Annotated in this window: 17 protein-coding genes and 1 pseudogene; 1 reads left to right on the top strand and 17 read right to left on the bottom strand. The window is 35.8% G+C overall.

Features of this window, described 5'->3' with window-relative positions:
- Window positions 1–144: 144 nt before the first annotated feature.
- The 15 genes from ACFOY7_RS15670 to yfmF all read right to left on the bottom strand — a co-directional run bounded on the left by ACFOY7_RS15670 (window position 145) and on the right by yfmF (window position 15444).
- A complete protein-coding gene (locus ACFOY7_RS15670) occupies window positions 145–711 on the bottom strand; it encodes an outer spore coat protein CotE (RefSeq protein WP_390253235.1) in 567 nt (188 codons plus the stop codon).
- A 438-nt stretch (window positions 712–1149) separates the two neighbouring features.
- Window positions 1150–1566, bottom strand: coding sequence for a YlbF/YmcA family competence regulator (locus ACFOY7_RS15675; RefSeq protein ID WP_390253237.1), 417 nt, complete (start codon window positions 1564–1566; stop codon window positions 1150–1152).
- Window position 1567: 1 nt separating this feature from the next.
- Window positions 1568–3145, bottom strand: coding sequence for a tRNA (N6-isopentenyl adenosine(37)-C2)-methylthiotransferase MiaB (gene miaB / locus ACFOY7_RS15680; protein WP_390253239.1), 1578 nt, complete (start codon window positions 3143–3145; stop codon window positions 1568–1570).
- Between the two features lie 85 nt (window positions 3146–3230).
- Window positions 3231–4145, bottom strand: a complete 915-nt coding sequence (locus ACFOY7_RS15685) for a dipeptidase (protein WP_390253241.1) — start codon at window positions 4143–4145, stop codon at window positions 3231–3233.
- A 70-nt stretch (window positions 4146–4215) separates the two neighbouring features.
- Entirely contained in the window at window positions 4216–4476 is a 261-nt protein-coding gene (locus ACFOY7_RS15690) for a stage V sporulation protein S (protein WP_089738033.1), read from the bottom strand.
- Between the two features lie 137 nt (window positions 4477–4613).
- Window positions 4614–5411: a TIGR00282 family metallophosphoesterase gene (locus ACFOY7_RS15695; RefSeq protein WP_390253243.1), complete on the bottom strand. Its 798-nt coding sequence runs from the start codon at window positions 5409–5411 to the stop codon at window positions 4614–4616.
- Window positions 5412–5473: 62 nt separating this feature from the next.
- On the bottom strand, window positions 5474–7036 hold the full coding sequence (gene rny, locus ACFOY7_RS15700) for a ribonuclease Y (protein WP_390253245.1): 1563 nt from the start codon (window positions 7034–7036) through the stop codon (window positions 5474–5476).
- A gap of 297 nt (window positions 7037–7333) precedes the next feature.
- Window positions 7334–8380 carry a recombinase RecA gene (gene recA, locus ACFOY7_RS15705; protein WP_390253247.1) on the bottom strand — a complete coding sequence of 349 codons (1047 nt, stop codon included), beginning with the start codon at window positions 8378–8380 and terminating at the stop codon, window positions 7334–7336.
- 181 nt (window positions 8381–8561) lie between these two features.
- Window positions 8562–9812: a competence/damage-inducible protein A gene (locus tag ACFOY7_RS15710; RefSeq protein WP_390253249.1), complete on the bottom strand. Its 1251-nt coding sequence runs from the start codon at window positions 9810–9812 to the stop codon at window positions 8562–8564.
- On the bottom strand, window positions 9809–10387 hold the full coding sequence (pgsA, locus tag ACFOY7_RS15715) for a CDP-diacylglycerol--glycerol-3-phosphate 3-phosphatidyltransferase (RefSeq protein WP_390253251.1): 579 nt from the start codon (window positions 10385–10387) through the stop codon (window positions 9809–9811). The genes ACFOY7_RS15710 and pgsA overlap by 4 nt, the downstream gene beginning before the upstream one ends.
- Window positions 10388–10510: 123 nt before the next feature.
- Window positions 10511–11395: a helix-turn-helix domain-containing protein gene (locus ACFOY7_RS15720; protein ID WP_390253253.1), complete on the bottom strand. Its 885-nt coding sequence runs from the start codon at window positions 11393–11395 to the stop codon at window positions 10511–10513.
- A 421-nt stretch (window positions 11396–11816) separates the two neighbouring features.
- Window positions 11817–12074 (bottom strand): DUF3243 domain-containing protein, encoded by a 258-nt coding sequence (locus ACFOY7_RS15725; protein ID WP_390253254.1) that lies wholly within the window; start codon window positions 12072–12074, stop codon window positions 11817–11819.
- A gap of 86 nt (window positions 12075–12160) precedes the next feature.
- The gene (gene ymfI / locus ACFOY7_RS15730; RefSeq protein WP_390253256.1) at window positions 12161–12880 is read right to left on the bottom strand and encodes an elongation factor P 5-aminopentanone reductase; all 720 of its coding nucleotides are present in this window, start codon (window positions 12878–12880) and stop codon (window positions 12161–12163) included.
- A gap of 15 nt (window positions 12881–12895) precedes the next feature.
- Complete coding sequence (gene yfmH / locus ACFOY7_RS15735) at window positions 12896–14182, bottom strand: EF-P 5-aminopentanol modification-associated protein YfmH (RefSeq protein WP_390253258.1); 1287 nt, start codon at window positions 14180–14182, stop codon at window positions 12896–12898.
- Between the two features lie 2 nt (window positions 14183–14184).
- A complete protein-coding gene (gene yfmF / locus ACFOY7_RS15740) occupies window positions 14185–15444 on the bottom strand; it encodes an EF-P 5-aminopentanol modification-associated protein YfmF (protein WP_390253260.1) in 1260 nt (419 codons plus the stop codon).
- A gap of 283 nt (window positions 15445–15727) precedes the next feature.
- On the opposite strand from yfmF, the pseudogene ACFOY7_RS15745 reads away from it, so the two are divergent.
- Window positions 15728–15826, top strand: a pseudogene (locus ACFOY7_RS15745) (IS3 family transposase); the annotation flags it as partial.
- Window positions 15827–15912: 86 nt separating this feature from the next.
- On the opposite strand, the gene ACFOY7_RS15750 reads toward ACFOY7_RS15745, so the two are convergent.
- Window positions 15913–16635, bottom strand: a complete 723-nt coding sequence (locus ACFOY7_RS15750) for a GntR family transcriptional regulator (protein ID WP_390253262.1) — start codon at window positions 16633–16635, stop codon at window positions 15913–15915.
- Window positions 16636–16754: 119 nt separating this feature from the next.
- On the bottom strand, window positions 16755–19070 hold the full coding sequence (locus ACFOY7_RS15755) for a DNA translocase FtsK (protein WP_390253264.1): 2316 nt from the start codon (window positions 19068–19070) through the stop codon (window positions 16755–16757).
- Window positions 19071–19256 lie beyond the last annotated feature (186 nt).

Genomic DNA, 19256 nt, shown 5'->3' on the forward strand with positions numbered 1-19256 from the left:
CTTGGATCATTATAACATATCAGCAATTATATTTATTATCAGAAGTTATATTTGAAATACTTGGCATTGTGTAGTATTTTTAGAAACTAACCTCCTTTAGCACAATTAAAAAAATACAGTGTGGTCTACTCCACACTGTAAGTATTATTCTTCTTCCTCTTTATTGGCCAAAAAATCCGGATCTAGTGTCTCTAACTCTTCATCAGATATGGACAGATCCCAGTCATCATCCTCATATACTTTTCCTTTCGGATCCACTTTGACGCAAATTTTTGTATCACCAATAACTTCAACTAGGAATTCTCGTTCAACGTCAACTTTTATTCTGTTTCCTTTTGTATCAATGGTGCATTCTAAGCAATTTGGTTGCTGAATCACTTTCGCTACAACATCACAGTCATCACCTAGCTGATGTTTATCACGAATCGAGAGTGCTACTGTGTCACAATATTCAACACGCTCTGATACTACTTCTGTTTTCGTATTGTCATTGTATGCATACCATACATTCACTTCATAGCTTCCGTAAATTTCTACTGTATCCTTTTTTACTAATTTTGCATGATAGTTATGGTTGATAATCCAGCATCCTAATATACTTGAGGGTCTATGAGTTGGTGTAATGATATTCGTTTCTTGATTGAACTTTCTTCCTTTACCAATAACCGCCTTTGTAATAATTTCCCTGTATTGCTGATCAAGAAAAGACATCGAATGTTAACCTCCCTTTCATTTCAATCCATCTTATGCGAGATATTCACCTATAGTGCCTATTCATTTCTAAAAAGTTAACAGGCCATAGATTCTAATTCATCCTATGCAAATGCCTAGAAATGTGTACATAAAAGGAAGATAAATCCTAATGTAATACTAAATAACACTGAAATTCGCACAGTCGATACATAATCAGTATGTGCGTTATACATTCAATAGTGAATGGACTGAAAATCAGATAAAATAATAAAATATCTTATTATATAAACTTTGTAATACTTTCAGTTCTGTATTTTTGTGTCGCCAATCTCATGTTAGTAATTTCTATTTACAGTCTATTAGTAAGCCTCTCTAATGTCAGTAGGTTCTGATTAACTCCAACTGTTTCACAAAAAAAAGATCATGGATTTATGCCATGATCTTTTTATATACATATTAACAATGATGTCCTTTAGTCGATCCTGTTTTTCCTGCCAGCACATCGCCACCAGTTGAGCGGATCACTTCATTTGTGATTTCTCTAGCAATTGTGTTTGATACTAATTGGAGGAGGTCATTTATGACAACCTGTGACTCTTTAAATTCTTGTACCACAGGGATTGCATCAATCTCCGCCTCTAAACGGTCGATTTCTTTCTCCACTCGTTTCAAAGCTTCTTCTTTACCATATGCTTGGAAATTCACTGCTTGTTTTTGCAGTGCTTTAATCTTCTTAATTGTAGCTTGAATTTTATTGTTATCATTTAACTTTGCTTCCAATTGTTTAAAACGGTCAATTTCCTCAATATTTGCCATCATTTTTGCTAAGTTATGTGCTTCAGCAATAACTTCAGATCTTGTATACTTTGCCATTTTAATTCACCTCAACTACTGACTCAACCAATTCACCATCTAATGTCCAAGTTTTTGTATTAGTAATTTTCACTTCAACAATTTCTCCGATAATAGATTTTGGTCCTCTAAAATTGACTAACTTATTTCTTTCTGTGTACCCAGATAGTACATCTGGATCTTTTTTACTTTCCCCTTCAACTAAAACTTTGACCGTTTGACCATGATATTTTTCCATCGCTTCAGCTGACTGCTTATTGACAAGAGCATTCAGACGCTGCAAACGAGCTTTCTTTACTTCCATTGGGATGTTGTCTTCCCATTTCGCTGCAGGTGTTCCTTCTCTTGGTGAATAAATGAATGTATACGCACTTTCAAAACCTACTTCTTCGACTAATGAGATCGTTTCTTCGAACTGTTCATCTGTCTCATTCGGGAAGCCGACAATTATATCGGTTGTTAAAGTGGCATTTGGCATCGCTTCACGTATTTTACGTACAAGTTCTAAATAATCTTCTCTTGTATAGCGACGTGCCATAACACGCAGGATTTCAGAGCTTCCAGATTGGACTGGTAAGTGAATATGGTCTAGTAAATTGCCACCTTTTGACAGGACTTCAATCAGGCGATCATCAAAGTCACGTGGGTGTGATGTTGTAAATCGAACTCTGGGAATGTCGATTTTGTGAATCTCATCCATTAAGTCCCCAAGACCATAATCGATGTCTAGATCTTTACCATAGGCATTAACATTCTGACCAAGCAAGGTAATTTCCTTATATCCTTGTGCTGCCAGATGGCGTACCTCTTGGATAATATCTTCTGGACGTCTGCTTCTCTCCTTACCGCGCGTATATGGAACGATACAATAAGTACAGAATTTATCACATCCGTACATAATATTAACCCATGCTTTAATTTTTCCATTCCGAACTTTTGGTAAATTTTCGATAATGTCGCCTTCTTTGGACCAAACTTCGACAACCATCTCTTTACCAAACATCGCTTCATTAATTAGTTTAGGTAAACGGTGAATGTTATGTGTCCCAAAAATCATGTCAACAAATGGATGTTTTTTTAAGATGCGGTTTACAACAGATTCTTCCTGAGACATACAGCCACAAACACCAAGAATTAAATCTGGTTTTTCTAGTTTCAAAGGTTTTAAGTGACCAATTTCACCGAATACTTTATTTTCAGCATTTTCACGAATGGCACATGTATTTAGTAAAATAATATCTGCATCATTTGTATCATCTGTAGATTCATATCCCATGTTTGTAAGGATTCCTGCCATAACTTCTGTATCATGTTCATTCATCTGACAACCATATGTGCGGATCAAAAACTTCTTCCCTTTTCCTACCGCTTTCATCTCTAATGGTATATCGAAGTCGTAATGAATATCGACATCTTTTTTACGACGGCTCCTTGCTTTTTTCAAGTTAGGCGGTTCATATGTTGTTTGGAAATATTTAGAAATCAACTCATCGCTTGATAATTTTTTTAACCGATTTAGATTTTTATCCGTTTCGGATTTTACGTCCGACGAATTAGCTTGTTTGATTTGTTGACTTTCCAATCGCTGTTTTTCGTTCATATTATGTCTCCTTTCTTACCCCTAATCAAATCTACCTCATCTATTATATGGGATAAGCTATCGAATTACAAAGGCAAATCACTTTTTAGCAAGGGATTTTTTTTATAAAATTCTCCCATTTCATTTTTTCAATAAGCCTGTAAGGCAACTTTCCCTCTAAGTACTTGTTAAACTTCGGGTAGTCTGAAATGGATGAAAGTCCATAAACAAGATCATCACTACCATCAAAATCTGATCCAAAAACAATATAGTCTTCTAAACCTAATTCTAATAAGTACTTAATATGTAAGAAGACATCCTCATATTCCGCACTGCTGCTATTTGCAACAAATTCCCGCACAAAATTTATCCCAATAAATCCCGCTTTATTGGTTAAAGTAATAATCTGTTGATTATCTAAATTTCTAGGGTGGTTAACAATGGCACGTACATTTGCATGGGAGGCTACAGGATGGTCCGCAAGTTCGATTGCTTCATAGAATCCTTTATATGAAGCGTGTGCTAAATCAACCCATATATTTTCCTGATTAGCCAGTTGAATAACTTCATGACCAAATTCAGTAAGGCCTGCCCCTCGATTTTCCATAATTCCGTCTATCGCTAAATTTGGAGTATTCCACGAAAGACCGATCATTTGAACACCTAAACGTATTAATGTCCGCAGCTTAAATATATCATAACCGATCAAATCAAGACCTTCTAATGTTAGCATGGCACCCCTTTCATTGTCTGCCAGTGTAAGGATGTCCTGCTTATTAATCACCAGTTTGACGTTCGGATATGGTTTAATAATTTTCTCGTAAAAAGTATCTACCATCTGTAAACCTGCCGCAAATTTAGCTTCAGTCGGTACATTTGGTGGAACAAAAATTGCAAAACACTGTACCTTCACATCACTTTTCATCCACTTTGAATAATTAACTGCAAGTCTCGGGTCATTATAAAAATCATAACCATGTTCCCAAATCTTCCATAGGGCATCACAATGGCAATCTATCAATCTAATCCTCCTCTTTCATCCCATTTAAAAACCTGTTTGTCCTAAAACAAACAGGTAACTTTCGTAAATATTATCTAGGTTCAACTATTAATTTAATTGCTGTACGTTCTTCATTATCAATCATGATATCAGTAAAAGCTGGAATACAAATGAGATCGTCTCCACTCGGAGCCACAAAACCACGGGCGATAGCAACTGCTTTCACTGCTTGATTTAGTGCACCCGCACCAATTGCCTGAACTTCTGCTGAACCACGTTCCCTTACGACATTTGCAAGTGCGCCTGCTACTTTATTCGGATTTGATTTTGCTGAAACTTTTAATATGTCCATTCCTGGTACCTCCTTCAATTCCTATTGTTATCCCACTTTTACTATATTCTTTTACATGAAAGATATTCCTTTTTATTATGAACCATTCCATGCAGAAATTCAAATCTTTTCCTAATGTACCTTACTATTTCACCATGTTAAGAGAAGAATGGGTGATCCTCATTAATTTGAATTCTCTCTATATTATTTGCCCGTCCAGTAGAGGAATCAATATCAATAAGGACAGCACTTAATTGCGTTCTCCCTTCTTTAGGAACTTCAAACCTTACTGGTAATGCCGTAAGAAATCTCTTTAGAACAGCTTCCCGTTCCATTCCTAAAATACCATCATAAGGTCCTGTCATACCTACATCACTTATATAGGCCGATTTATTAGGTAAAATTCGGTTATCTGCTGTCTGAACATGAGTATGCGTGCCGACAACAGCACTTACTTTTCCGTCTAAATACCATCCGAAAGCTAGTTTCTCACTTGTAGCCTCTGCATGAAAATCGACAAAAATGATGTTCGTTCTCTTTTTAGCAATTTCAATTAGTTCATCAATTTTTCTAAACGGATCATCGACAGGCTGCATAAAAGTTCTACCAAGTAAATTTAGAACCGCTATCTCTTTGCCATTTGATTTGATAAAAACAATATCATTACCCGGTGTACCTACTGGTAAGTTGCCTGGACGAACCATATATGGGGCATCCTCAATGAATTCGAAAATGTCTTTTTTATCCCAAGTATGGTTTCCCATCGTAATGGCATTTGCACCCCATTCGAGCAAGTTTTTATATATTTTTTCTGTAATGCCTTTACCACTCGCAGCATTTTCTCCATTAACTATGGAAATATGTGGTTGGTATTTGGCTTTCAACTTCGGTAAATATTCTTTCACCATTTCTCTTCCAGGTGATCCAACGATATCTCCGATAAATAAAATTCTCATGTGAAATATCCTTTCTGTATAAAAAACTCTGTTAATAAATAAAGTGACCAAAAATGGCCACTTTATTTCGCATATTCGACAGATCTTGTTTCCCTGATTACTGTTACTTTAATATGACCTGGATAATCCAACTCATCCTCGATTCGTTTTCTAATATCTCTCGCAACTTTCGCTGCTTCAATATCATCTATCTCATCAGGTTTAACGATAATTCGGATTTCACGACCAGCTTGTATTGCAAATGATTTTTCTACACCATCATAAGATTCAGAGATTTCTTCCAGTTTCTCTAATCGCTTAATGTAGTTCTCAAGTGTTTCACTTCTAGCTCCAGGTCTTGCTGCTGATAACGCATCAGCTGCAGCGACAATAACAGAAATGACTGATGTTGCCTCCTCATCCCCATGGTGTGAGGCAATCGCATTGATGACAACATCATTTTCTTTGTATTTACTTGCAAGTTCTTTACCAATTTCAACATGGCTGCCTTCCACTTCATGGTCAATTGCTTTACCGATATCATGCAGGAGGCCTGCACGTTTTGCAAGTGTTTGATCTTCTCCAAGCTCAGCAGCTAATAGTCCGGATAAATAGGCTACTTCCGTTGAATGTTTTAAAACATTTTGACCATAGCTTGTTCTGTATTTTAAACGCCCGAGAATTTTCACTAAATCCGGATGCAGACCATGGACGCCAACTTCAAATGTAGTTTGCTCACCATAATCACGAATATACTCATCCACTTCTCGCCTTGACTTATCCACCATCTCCTCAATTCTTGCAGGGTGGATACGGCCATCTTGCACTAATTTCTCTAATGCAATTCGGGCAATTTCTCGTCGAATCGGGTCAAACCCAGATAGTATTACAGCTTCTGGAGTATCATCAATAATAAGATCAATTCCTGTTAATGTTTCAAGTGTACGAATATTTCGACCTTCTCGACCAATTATTCGACCTTTCATCTCATCATTCGGAAGATTTACAACGGAAACAGTCGTTTCAGCGACATGATCTGCAGCACAGCGTTGTAAGGCAAGAGAAAGAATATTTTTCGCTTTCTTATCTGCCTCTTCTTTTGCTCTGTTCTCAGCTTCTTTAATAATTAGTGCAGTTTCATGAGTGACTTCTTCTTCGACACGTTGTAAAATAACTTGTTTAGCTTGGTCAGTCGTATAACCAGATATCCGTTCTAATTCTGCTTGTTGCTCGCTTAACATTGCTCCAACTTTGCTTTCCATTTCTTCAATTTGTTGTTGTTTTTCCGTTAGCGAACTTTCTTTCTTCTCTAACATTAGTTCACGCTTGTCCAACGTTTGATCTTTTCGGTTAAGATTTTCTTCCTTTTGCATGAGACGACTTTCAAGCTTCTGAATTTCTAATCTTCTTTCACGAAGCTCTTGTTCAGCTTGTTGACGAATTTTATGATTTTCATCTTTTGCTTCAAGTAACGCCTCTTTCTTCGCTACTTCCGCATTTTTATAGCCTTCTTCAACAATTTGTTTTGCTAATTCCTCTGCACTCGAAATCTTCTTCTCTGCAATTCTTTTTCGAATCAGATAACCAACAACAATACCGACAAATGTAAGCAAAATGGAGATGATAATTGTGAACAGTGTATCCATACTTTCACCTCCTCTTGCTATAAACTTGTACAAATTTTTTCAGTCGGCATGTACAATGAATACTTTAATTTAAATATAATGTATAACAATTTTTAAGATTATACATTTTAATTTTAATCGTGAATACAGTTGATGTCAAGGAATGTAGGATTTTATTCCATAATCAACAAGAAGGTCAATTTTGTATATTGGTAATATTATCAGAAATGTATGCAAACGTTTTTTTGAAATAATAAAAAAACTGGATGCGGCAATCTTAACAGCTTTGCCAACATCCAGCAATTTCATTCATGTGTATTATGCTTTTTCATCCAAAAGTGAAGCTTGTTCTTCAACGTCATCACCTGCAGCGACTTCTTCATCTAATCCATAATGTGTACGGATTGCAAGATAAATCTCTTCAGCAATATGCGGATGTTCCTTTAAATATTGCTTAGAGTTCTCTCGTCCTTGACCAAGTCGTTCTTCATTATAGGAATACCATGCACCACTTTTTAAGACAATATCTAGGTCTGAAGCAATATCAAGTATCTCACCTTCTCTTGAAATTCCTTCACCGTACATAATATCAACTTCTGCCTGTTTAAATGGTGGCGCAACTTTGTTCTTAACCACTTTAATTCTTGTTCTGTTACCTACCATCTCATTGCCTATTTTTAATGTTTCTGCTCTACGCACTTCCAGTCTGACAGATGAGTAGAATTTCAATGCACGTCCCCCAGGAGTTGTTTCCGGATTACCAAACATAACGCCGACTTTTTCACGGATTTGGTTAATAAAAATTGCCGTTGTTTTTGATTTATTAATCGCGCCAGATAATTTTCTTAATGCCTGTGACATAAGTCGTGCTTGAAGCCCAACATGAGAATCTCCCATCTCGCCTTCAATTTCTGCTTTCGGAACTAATGCTGCAACAGAGTCAATTACAACCATATCAACTGCCCCACTACGAACTAATGCCTCAGCAATCTCTAGTGCCTGTTCTCCAGTATCTGGTTGAGATAATAATAGTTCATCAACATTAACTCCTAATTTTCTGGCATACACAGGGTCTAGTGCGTGCTCTGCATCAATAAAAGCTGCCTGTCCGCCTGCTCTTTGCGCTTCAGCAATTGCATGAAGAGACACTGTCGTTTTACCAGAAGATTCCGGACCATAAATTTCTACTACTCTACCACGCGGATAACCGCCTACACCTAATGCAACATCTAAAGTAACCGATCCACTAGAAACAGTAGCCACCTTTTGTTCTGCTGACTCTCCCAGTTTCATAATTGAACCTTTGCCAAATTGTTTCTCTATTTGTTTTAACGCCTGATCAAGGGCTTGTTTTCTATCACTCATTCAATTATTCCTCCTTTTTATCACTAGTACTATCTTACAATGTTTTCACATATTTAACAAGCAATAAACGAATAAATGTTCCCTTTTTTTATAAATGGAAATGATTCGAATGTTAGCATTCTCTCATTTAAAAAAAGCACTTTCTGCTAACTTTATGTTAGAAAGTGCTTTTTTGCATTTTTTATTTTTTTAACTGCTGGTATAACAGCTCAAATGCCTTTTTCACAGATCTTCTTCGGATTGTTTCCCGATCACCATTAAAATGCAATGGAAAGTGATGTATGTTATGCAGCTGATCATAAATTGCAATATGTACTGTTCCCACTTCTTTCCCTTCTTGTAAACTTGGACCAGCGACACCTGTAAAGCTAATTCCTATATTACTTTTATAAAGGGTTTTTACTTGTTCAGCCATTGCCACCGCACATTCTTCACTAATCGTACCATATTGATGAATTAAATCTTGTGGAATATCAAGTACATCTAATTTGGCATCTGTCTGATAAACAACTGCTGCTCCTTTAAATATTGCTGAGGAACCTTCCATATCAACGATGGATGCTGCAAATGCTCCGCCTGTTAAACTCTCTGCACTGGAAATGGTTAATTGTTTATCCCGTAACAAATCAAAAACTTTACTCTCGATTGTATCATTATCATAACCATACAAAAATTTTCCTACTCGTTCTAACAACTTTGATTCTGTCTCATCAATTAGTTTAATTGCCTCATCCTTTGTTTGAGCATTAGCTGATAACCTTAATGCCACTTCCCCCTCTGATGCTAATGGTGCAATGGTAGGATTTGTTTGACTTGTGATTATATCCTGTAATTCATGCTCCAGTTGGGACTCCCCAATACCTATAAAGCGTAACATTCTGGAAAAGATAACATCACGCAAAGCAAATTTATCAGTTAAAAATGGCAGCATATATTCATCCATTAATGATTTCATTTCTCTAGGTACACCTGGCATAAACAAATATATTGTCGTATCATATTCGATTATAATTCCAGGGGCAATCCCCACAGAGTTTTGAATAACGCGGGAACCAGCAAATACATTTGCTTGTTTACGGTTATTTGGAGTCATTATACGATTTATTTTCGTAAAATAGTCTTCCATTTTTTGAATAGTTTCCTGGTCCTCTACGATTGGGATCCCAGTCATTTTTTGAAAAGCTTCTCTCGTCAAGTCATCCTCTGTTGGACCAAGCCCGCCTGTTATAAAAACAATATCTGATCGGTTGTTTGCCAATTTAAATACATCCGTCAGTCGCTCTAAATTATCACCAACAACACTGTGATAATAAACAGGTATACCTCTGTCCGCTAATTTTTCAGACATCCAGGCGGCATTTGTATTAGAAATTTGGCCTAGTAATAACTCCGTTCCAACAGAGATGATTTCTGCTTTAATTGGTGTTATCATTTCGAATCCTCCATCACATGCCAATTTTTAATAAAATATTCAATTCCTGAAATGACTGTAATAATTAAGGCAGCATATAACAATATATCACCGACAGGAAGACCAATACTATTAAATGGGAAGTTGTGCAATAGTAAAACAATGATTGCCACAATTTGAATAACTGTTTTAAGTTTTCCCAGCTGACCTGCAGCAAGTACGATTCCTTCACCAGCTGCAACAAGTCTTAGTCCAGTTACCGCAAATTCTCTGCTAATTATTACAATAACAATCCATGCTGGTGCCATTCCCAGTGCTACTAATAATATAAATGCAGCCGAAACCAACAGCTTATCCGCCATTGGATCAAGAAATTTACCTAAGTTTGTCACTAAATTGTATTTTCTTGCATAATAACCGTCTAACCAATCTGTAGCAGATGCAACTGCAAAGATAATAACAGCAATAAAATGAGTTAGCGGTATATCTGTTGTACCTAGTGAAACTGTTCCCCAATCAAACGGATAGGATAACAATAAAATAAAAAAAGGTATTAGCATAATTCTTGAGATCGTAATTTTATTTGGTATATTCATTCTGTATCACCCCTAAATAGTAAAGTTAATCAAAAAGTAAACGCAAAATATTACTTTATTATAGTCGATTCTATAGTATAAAAACACCCTCTTTATTTCCAAACAAAGAGGGCTGATGACACCTTATTTGACAATATTAATCCACATTTCCTGAGGAATTGTACTATCACTTAGTTCTGCAGGTAATTCAATTGGAGTTCCATTTACACTAAAGCTAACCGATAATGGTTCACCAAACTTCACATATACTTGTTTAAAATCCGATATATCTACCTCTATCGGACTATTATTCGCAGTTAACGTTTCATAAACAAAGCTTTCTCCATTCTCGTTTTGAAGATCTATCCAGTTTTGTCCTGTTGTTTCTAATACCAACGTTAGTTGTTCCTCATTTGTTTCGAGCGTATAGTTCAAATCATTGTCTGCGAAACTGTCTAAAGTAATGGAGGTTTCAGTTTCAGTTTCTTGCTGGGTGTCACTGTCTTCACTAGTTCCATCAGGATCATCATTCGTTTGCTCATCTCCCCCATTGTCTGGTGGCATTCGAACCTCACTTCCGGGACTTTCATCCGTTTGTTCAGTTAATTGGTCTGAAGTATTGGGATCATTCCCATCAAAAGCTCCTTGCCTGAATAACCAGACAATGACAATAATACCAATTACAAGTAATACGACAATAACCGAGGGCAGGAATGAGAATACGACAGGGGTTTTTGTTACTGCCTTATTTTTCTTACTGCTGTTTACCCGTGATAGAACAACTTTTTCCTCCTTATCAAATGGTAAGTCACTCTCATATTCGGTCATTAGCGCTTCAGGATCTAATTCAAGAACAGTCGCATATTCTTTTATAAATGCACGAACATAGAACGACCCTGGCATTACTTCAAATTTCTCTTCCTCAATTGCATTTAGATAGCGTGTTTGAATTTTTGTTTGCTTTTGAATATCATTTAATGTTAAATTTTTCGCTTCACGCTCTTGTTTCAACCTTTCTCCAATTCCCATTAATAACACCATCCATCAATCTATTATCTAAAATTTTTAAAAGTTATATATACTTAATATCATCTAATCCCTATATAATCAATTAAGTTATTTTTGAAATAAACCTTCTATAAATTTATTATTCGTTTCACATAATTAACATCAACAAATAATTCTGGCTTAAGCCAAATATATTCCATCTAGTTCATCTTTGCTTAACCTGCTGTTCAAAGGCAGAAAGCTTATGTTTTTAATAATAAGAATATATTGTTAAATTATCACATATGACAATCATATCTTAAATTGCCCATCATGAAAAGAGAAATCCCACGATAAATTAAATAAAACTAAAAATTAATGCCCATATGTAAGATATAGAAAAAGCCCTAACTGCACAATCAACAAGTTATGCAATCTAGGGCTTATATACTTTTAAATCAAACTACTTCGAACCTTCATTTTGAACAAGTTTCACCATAATATTGGCAATAGCTTTTTGCTCATTCTCATCAGCAGCGTTCCACAGGTCACGAAGAACTCGTTCTTGATCATTCTTTGCCTGGACTTGTGTAGATAAATAATTACCAATGTCATACGCTAATTCAGATATAGCGTTATTACTGATACCATTCCCTTGAGCTTCGTGTAAACGGTCGCCTAAAAAGTCTTTCCATGATTCAAAATTATCAATCACAGACATGTTCATACCTCCTTTTTTAGATACATCTATATTTTCCGTCATTTGATAAAAAATATGCGTCCTAAAATAAGGAAGGATATGGACAGCTAACTCCATCCACCATTCACACGCAGAATCTCTCCAGTTATATATTTCGCCTTTTTACTTAGTAAAAAGGCGACAGCTTCCGCAACATCTGCCGGATGGCCACTTTTTTGCAAAGGAATTTCTGAAACAAGATTTATTTTTTCCGTTACACTTAAATGGTCATTCATTTTCGTCTCTATAAATCCAGGGCTAACCCCGTTAACATAAATTCCACTTGGTCCCACTTCTTTTGATAATGCTTTGATGAATGTATTTTGTGCACCTTTAACAGTAGAATAAGCCACTTCGCAACTTGCACCAATTTCTCCCCAAATCGATGTAATTAAAACAATATGCCCTGTTTTCTTGGAGATCATCGATGGGAGTACATATTGCGTCAGCTGCCATACCGCTTTAACATGTAAGTGCAAGAGACTGTCCATGACTTCACCGCTAAGATCTTGTATTAAACCATAAACAGAACTGCCACTTGCAAATACAACTTTATCGATGTCCTGATGTAATTGCGATAAAAAACTTTTTAATCCTTTAGGCTTGCTTAAATCTGCACGAATTAATCCATCCAATTGCTGGGGATCTATTCCTTGGACTAATTGTTCTATCGCTTGTTCGTTTGTATTGTAATGCAAGATTAAATTATAGCCATCTTCTGCTAATTTTTTCGCTATTGCTGTACCAATCTCTCCACTAGCACCAACAATTAAACATCTGTTCCCCAAAGTTAATCACCTGTTCTATTCTTCATTCCGGACAAAGCAAAATGAAATTCTATCTTCATCAATCCAGGAGGAAAGGAATTTCTGTAAATCTTCATAGCTTAATGCCTCTAACCATTGAATGCTTTCAAATAGATCAATTCCTAATAATTGATAATGCGTATATTGATTAGCGATAAATTCTAATGAATTCAATGCTCTTAATAAATGGCCCAGCTTCTTACGTTTTATTCGTTCAAAAGTATGTTGATCCAATTTCTGATCATTTAGATCAAGTAATTCTGCCTTTATCGATTGTGCTAACTTCTCAGGCTCGCTTGTATTTCCCCCAATAATCGAAAATCCGAAATCTTTTTCTAAGTGTGTTTCACTACTAAATGATTGATCAATTAATCCTTCTTCGTACAGTTTCTCATAGCTGCTCCCACTCCTGGAAAACAATGCATCCATTACAATATCCATTAACCATTCTTTTTCCATAAATGATTTGGGATCTGAAGGAATATCTTTTTCCTTAACCCCGACTAATGCTTTCGGTACATTGACTGGCATTGTCACATTTAACTGTTTTTGGGCAACCTCTGCCGGCTCATCAGGAAACTTCCGTGTAATTGGTTCAGGCTGTTCAAATGTTTTAGCAGCTTGATTTTCTTTAATCATATGCATCGTTTCTTCAACGCTAACATTACCAGCAACAAATAACACCATGTTACTCGGGTGATAGAATGTATGATAACATGTATACAAGTCATCCTTCGTAATATCACTGATCGATTCGACCGTTCCCGCAATATCAATATGGACAGGGTGATGCTTATACATACTTTTTATGGTACCAAAAAAAGCGCGCCAATCTGGCTGGTCATCATACATGTTAATTTCTTGCCCAATAATTCCTTTTTCTTTCTCAACAGATTGCTCAGAGAAATACGGTTCTTGAACAAAATCAATTAAAACCTTTAAATTCTCCATAATTCGAGATGTTGCCGAAAACAAATAAGCTGTTTTAGTAAAAGAAGTAAATGCGTTAGCTGATGCACCCAGTTTAGAAAAATCATGGAAAACATCGCGGTCCTCTTTCTCAAATAATTTATGTTCTAGAAAATGGGCAATACCATCTGGTACAGTAATAAACTCTTCATTGCCTAATGGGACAAAACTTTGATCAATGGAACCGTAATTGGTTGTGAAAATCGCGAAGGTCTTCGCCATTTCCTGCTTTGGCAAGATAAACACACGCAATCCATTGGAAAGTGTTTCCGTATAAATTTTTTCGTCAATTTGTTCATAATATAGTTCTTTCATTTCTAAACCCCCTCACTTGTTAATAAATAGATCATATCTAGCTGTATTTTTTGGGCGACTTTTATAATATCCTCTTTCGTCACCTGCTTTACGTCTTCAATTAACTGCTCAGGTAATTTCGATGATTTAGCTAAAACTCTTTGGTAATGCAATTCAATCATCCCTTGAGGATTATCTAATGTTTCCTTTAACTGGTTAATTGTCATTTCTTTCGTTTCAGCAATTTGTTGATCGGTAAAGTCACCTTTTACCATCTGGTCCATTTGATCTATAATAATTTCTCTGGCCTTCTCATATTGCTCAGGTGCAATACCGCTAAATACAAACAACAAACCTTTGTGGCTCTCAATTCTTGATGCAGCATAATAAGCGAGACTATGCTTTTCTCTTACATTCATAAATAATTTCGAACTAGGGAAACCGCCGAATAATCCGTTAAAGACATGTAAGGCAGCGTAATCCTGATCATCATAAGAAATATTTGTGCGATAACCAAAATGTAATTTCGCTTGTTGGATTTTATCTTTCTCGATAAGTGTGTTTGCCTGTCTTTCCTTAGAAATTAATTGCGTTTTACCCATTTCAGCTTGTTCACTACGGGAAACAATGCTATCTATTTTGTTCTCCATTTCTAAATTTTCTATGTCTCCAACAACAAAAATATCTAAATGGTCTTGTTGTAACAATTGCTGATAATACTCATAAAGTTGACCTGGGGTAATCGAAGCCAAATCTTCCTCATAACCATGTACTCTTAAGTGATATGGTTCATCAGCACACATTTCTTCAATTAATCGTGTATTCGCCAGACTCATTTTATCTTCTTTCAATGCATCCATCTTGTTTTTTAATGTTTTCTTTTCTCGTTCAAGTATTTTCGGATCAAACCCATTATCTTCCATCTTAGGTGAGTAGATCACCTCGTGCAATAATTTCAGTCCATCTTCTAATAATGACGTTTGATTAGACAGGTAGCGTTCATTGGCCAACTCTAACCGGATCGTAGTAATACTTTTTTCCCCTTTTTTACTGCTGTCGATATGCAAAATGGCCCCAAATAATTCATCTAGTTTTTGTCTTAGCTTTGTTGCTGTCGGATAATTGGCTGTACCTTGTTGTAAGACATATGGTAATAGGGCACGCTGTGTCACTATATCTCTGTTTAAGTTGGTCGTAAATTTAAACGATATATTTATTGTCTTATACTTTTTCGTATGTAACAAATGTAGATCATAACCTTGTTTTTGAATAAACTTTTCCATTACCATGCTCCTTTTTATTTGTTCTGTTAAAGTAACTTATCTATATTGTATCATCTTATCATTTATATTATGCTTAAGCGATAATTACATCTCATAATAAGCAACAATAAATGACAAGGCAGTATAGCCATAATCAACTAAATGATGAAAGTTGTTAAAATATATATAACCTGTGGATGTACGCCCCGAAAGTTAGACGAAACAATCGAACTTTCGCGGTGTTTTTTTATGTTTAAATATGATAAAGGAGATTTAAGCAATATACAAGCTTTCCATATAATTATATCGCTCATTTGAAGAGCTTGAGCAAGCAGTTGCAAATTATATTTTTTACTACAGGAATGATCGGATAAAAACAAAATTGACTGGCATGTCCGGTTAAATACCGACTTCATACCAGCCAATTAGCTGCTTATCAATTAAGTTTTACTTTTAGGGTTCAGGACATTTGACCAGGTCTTTTAAATCTTACATTCTTTTTCTTAACACATAGAAGCTGAATACGTCTGCACGGAAGAAGTTGGCTGAGTACAGTACCGGCTCGTTGTCTTTCGTGTAATGCATTTGCCTTAATAATAATAACGCTTGATCTGGTTCACAATGTAGTAATGGGGAAATTCTTTCATGGTAGCCAATAGGTTCGATATGGGCAACTGCATAGTCTATATCTTTTTTTGCATATGCCTTTATTGCAGCAAAAATTGACTCCTGTGAATGAATTAACTCTAATGGTAATAAACGATGATCAACTCTATCAATACAGTAAACCACTGGTTCCCCATCAGCAGTTCTTAACCGTTCTAATTGTGCAAATGTATCAATTTCTAATGGATCAAATCGCTTTCTGTCTTCATCTGTAGGTTCCGTTAACTCTGCTGAAATATATTGAACCCCTGGCTTTTTTCCAGACTGTCTAATCATTTCAGTTACACTGCCAAGTTGTTCAATACCTGATGATAAAATTGGTTTCGCATGAACGAACATTCCTACTCCCGGTCGACGAATTATAATATTTTCCCGTTCTAAAATTGTTATCGCCTCTTGAACAGTTTTTCTCGTAACACCAAATCTCTGAGCCAGTTCATATTCTGTAGGTAATTTTTCTTTTTCTTTGTAATGGCCTTCTTCTATTAATGATTTAATCTGATTCAAAACAAAAGTAGATGATCCATTATTTGTATTAGATAGCATAGCTTCCCCCAACCATTTCACATCCATATAAAATTTATTATTACAAACAAATATAACATTTATAATTGGATTAATAAAGAAAAAATTAGTTAAAAAGAAATGATTCTTAATAAATAGAATTAATCCATCGTTGTCTGGTGATTTTCAGAATCGGTCTGTAAGACTGTTCGGGGTTTGGATCCTTCATATGGACCAACTATTCCCCTTTGTTCCATTGCATCAATTAACCTAGCTGCCCGAGTGTACCCGACACGAAACCTTCTTTGCAACATCGATACACTTGCACTTTGCATTTCAATAACAAGTGCTACTGCTTCAGGGTATAGCTCATCATCCACTTCTTCTGTTACTTCATTTTCTTCTTCTGGTATCATATCTTCCTGATATTGGGCTTTCTGTTGTTCAATACAATGATCAACGACTCGCTCTACTTCATCATCCGACAAAAATGCTCCTTGGATTCTTAAGGGCTTCGACAAACCAACAGGGATAAACAGCATGTCCCCTCTTCCTAATAACTTCTCCGCACCGCCTGAATCTAAAATAGTTCTAGAATCAGTTTGTGAAGAAACGCTAAATGCTATTCTTGATGGTATATTTGCTTTAATCACACCTGTAATAACATCAACAGATGGCCGTTGTGTAGCGATAACCAGATGAATTCCGGCAGCCCGTGCCATTTGAGCCAATCGGGTGATTGCATCCTCCACATCATTAGAGGCAACCATCATTAAATCTGCTAATTCATCTACAATAACAACAATGTACGGAAGTTGGGGCTGCTGATCTTCATTTTCTTTGTTGACCCTTGAAATGTATTCATTATATCCTTCCATATTTCTGGTGCCTGTATCAGAAAATAAATCATATCTCCTTTCCATCTCTGCCACTATCTTCTTCAATGCTCTAGAAGCTTTTTTCGGATCTGTTACAACAGGAGATAATAAATGTGGAATACCATTATAAATATTTAGTTCCACCTTTTTTGGATCAATCATCATCATCTTAACTTCATGTGGCTTAGCATACATGAGGATGCTTGTTATAATTCCATTAATACAAACACTTTTCCCGCTTCCTGTCGCACCAGCAACCAGGAGGTGTGGCATTTTATTTAATTCTGCAACAACTGCTTCACCAGATATATCTTTACCTAGTGCAAATGCCAGTTTATTCTGTGATAATTGCTTTTTAGATTCTAATACTTCCCTTAATGTAACCATTGCTGTTTCTTCATTTGGTACCTCAATACCAACCGCCGATTTACCAGGTATTGGCGCTTCTATCCTAATATCTTTCGCAGCTAATGCTAAAGCTAGATCATCGTGTAAGTTGACAATTTTGCTCACTTTGACACCTGCTTCAGGGTATACTTCATATTTTGTTACTGATGGCCCTACATGAACTTTCGTTACTCTAGCTTTAACGCCAAAGCTTTGGAATGTTTTCTCAAGTTTTCTTACAACTCTTTGAATATAGGACTTCTCTTGCTGCTTTCCTTGATGTTTCGGTGCTTCAAGTATTTGAATTGGCGGTAATTGGTAATCTATATTCTCAAAGTTAGCTACAGATAATGGCTTATCAGCTATTGGTTCTTCTTCCGAATTATGATCAACTTTTGATCCAGCAACATCCCTGGACACAGATTCATCCTCTTGCTTTGTCATTACATAAGAGATTTCTTCATTTGGATTCTCTTCTGTCTCAGGGTGTGTTGCATAAGCAATGGATGGATATGTTTCCAGATCACTTTCTTCCTCAGCTTCCAGTAATTCTGGCTTTTCCACTTTTTTCATTTTCTTTTGTTCTTTATTTTTTTTCCATTCTTCCCATTTGCCAGAACTATAATTACGTGTTTTTTTTGATATATTAATAATCAACTCACCGATTGAAAGATTAATAAATAAGATGATTCCGATAATAATCAGAAAGAATGCAACAATTTTTGCGCCACTATTTGAGAATAAAAAGAAGGAGACGGCAAACAGTATACTGCCAAAGAGCCCTCCGCCGAGATAATATGCTGGTATTTCTCCACTTGTATAATCAAAAAATGCAGTAAAGGTTTTATTTATGATAGAAGGATAATCAGCTGGTGAGGAATATAGCTGCTCAAATAATTGGATATGGGTCATTAACAATATCCCTGCTAATATAATGTATGTACTGTACCAGCGCCTTGTCGTAATATTTGGCCAAGAACGCTTAATCATCAGATATATACCGACAAACAGTAACATTGCTGCAATAACAAAGTACCAAATTCCTAAGAAAAACCGAAAAGAATTCGATAATAATTTAGATATGGCACCATTTTGAATGATTGTTGCACCACTTCCAAAGATAGCCAAAAAGATTAATAGTATGCCTGTTAGTTCAATTTTTATAGTATTCTTTAGTTTCTGCTTTTTCCTCGATTTTTTCTTGCGTGCCAATTCAATCACCCCTAATACTAGCTTAATAGAACAATTGTAATAATCTATAAATAGATGGATGATTTCTTTTAGATACTTAAAAGAAATCCTTAAAAAGAAAAAAATGTGCTCATCGCCATAGTTAAAATGGCGAGAGCTTCTGACTTTAGATCTAATAAATTATAACATACCGACAAGAATAGAACG

Source organism: Gracilibacillus xinjiangensis (assembly GCF_042651765.1).
In the GTDB taxonomy this organism is placed as follows: Bacteria; Bacillota; Bacilli; order Bacillales; family Amphibacillaceae; genus Gracilibacillus; species Gracilibacillus xinjiangensis.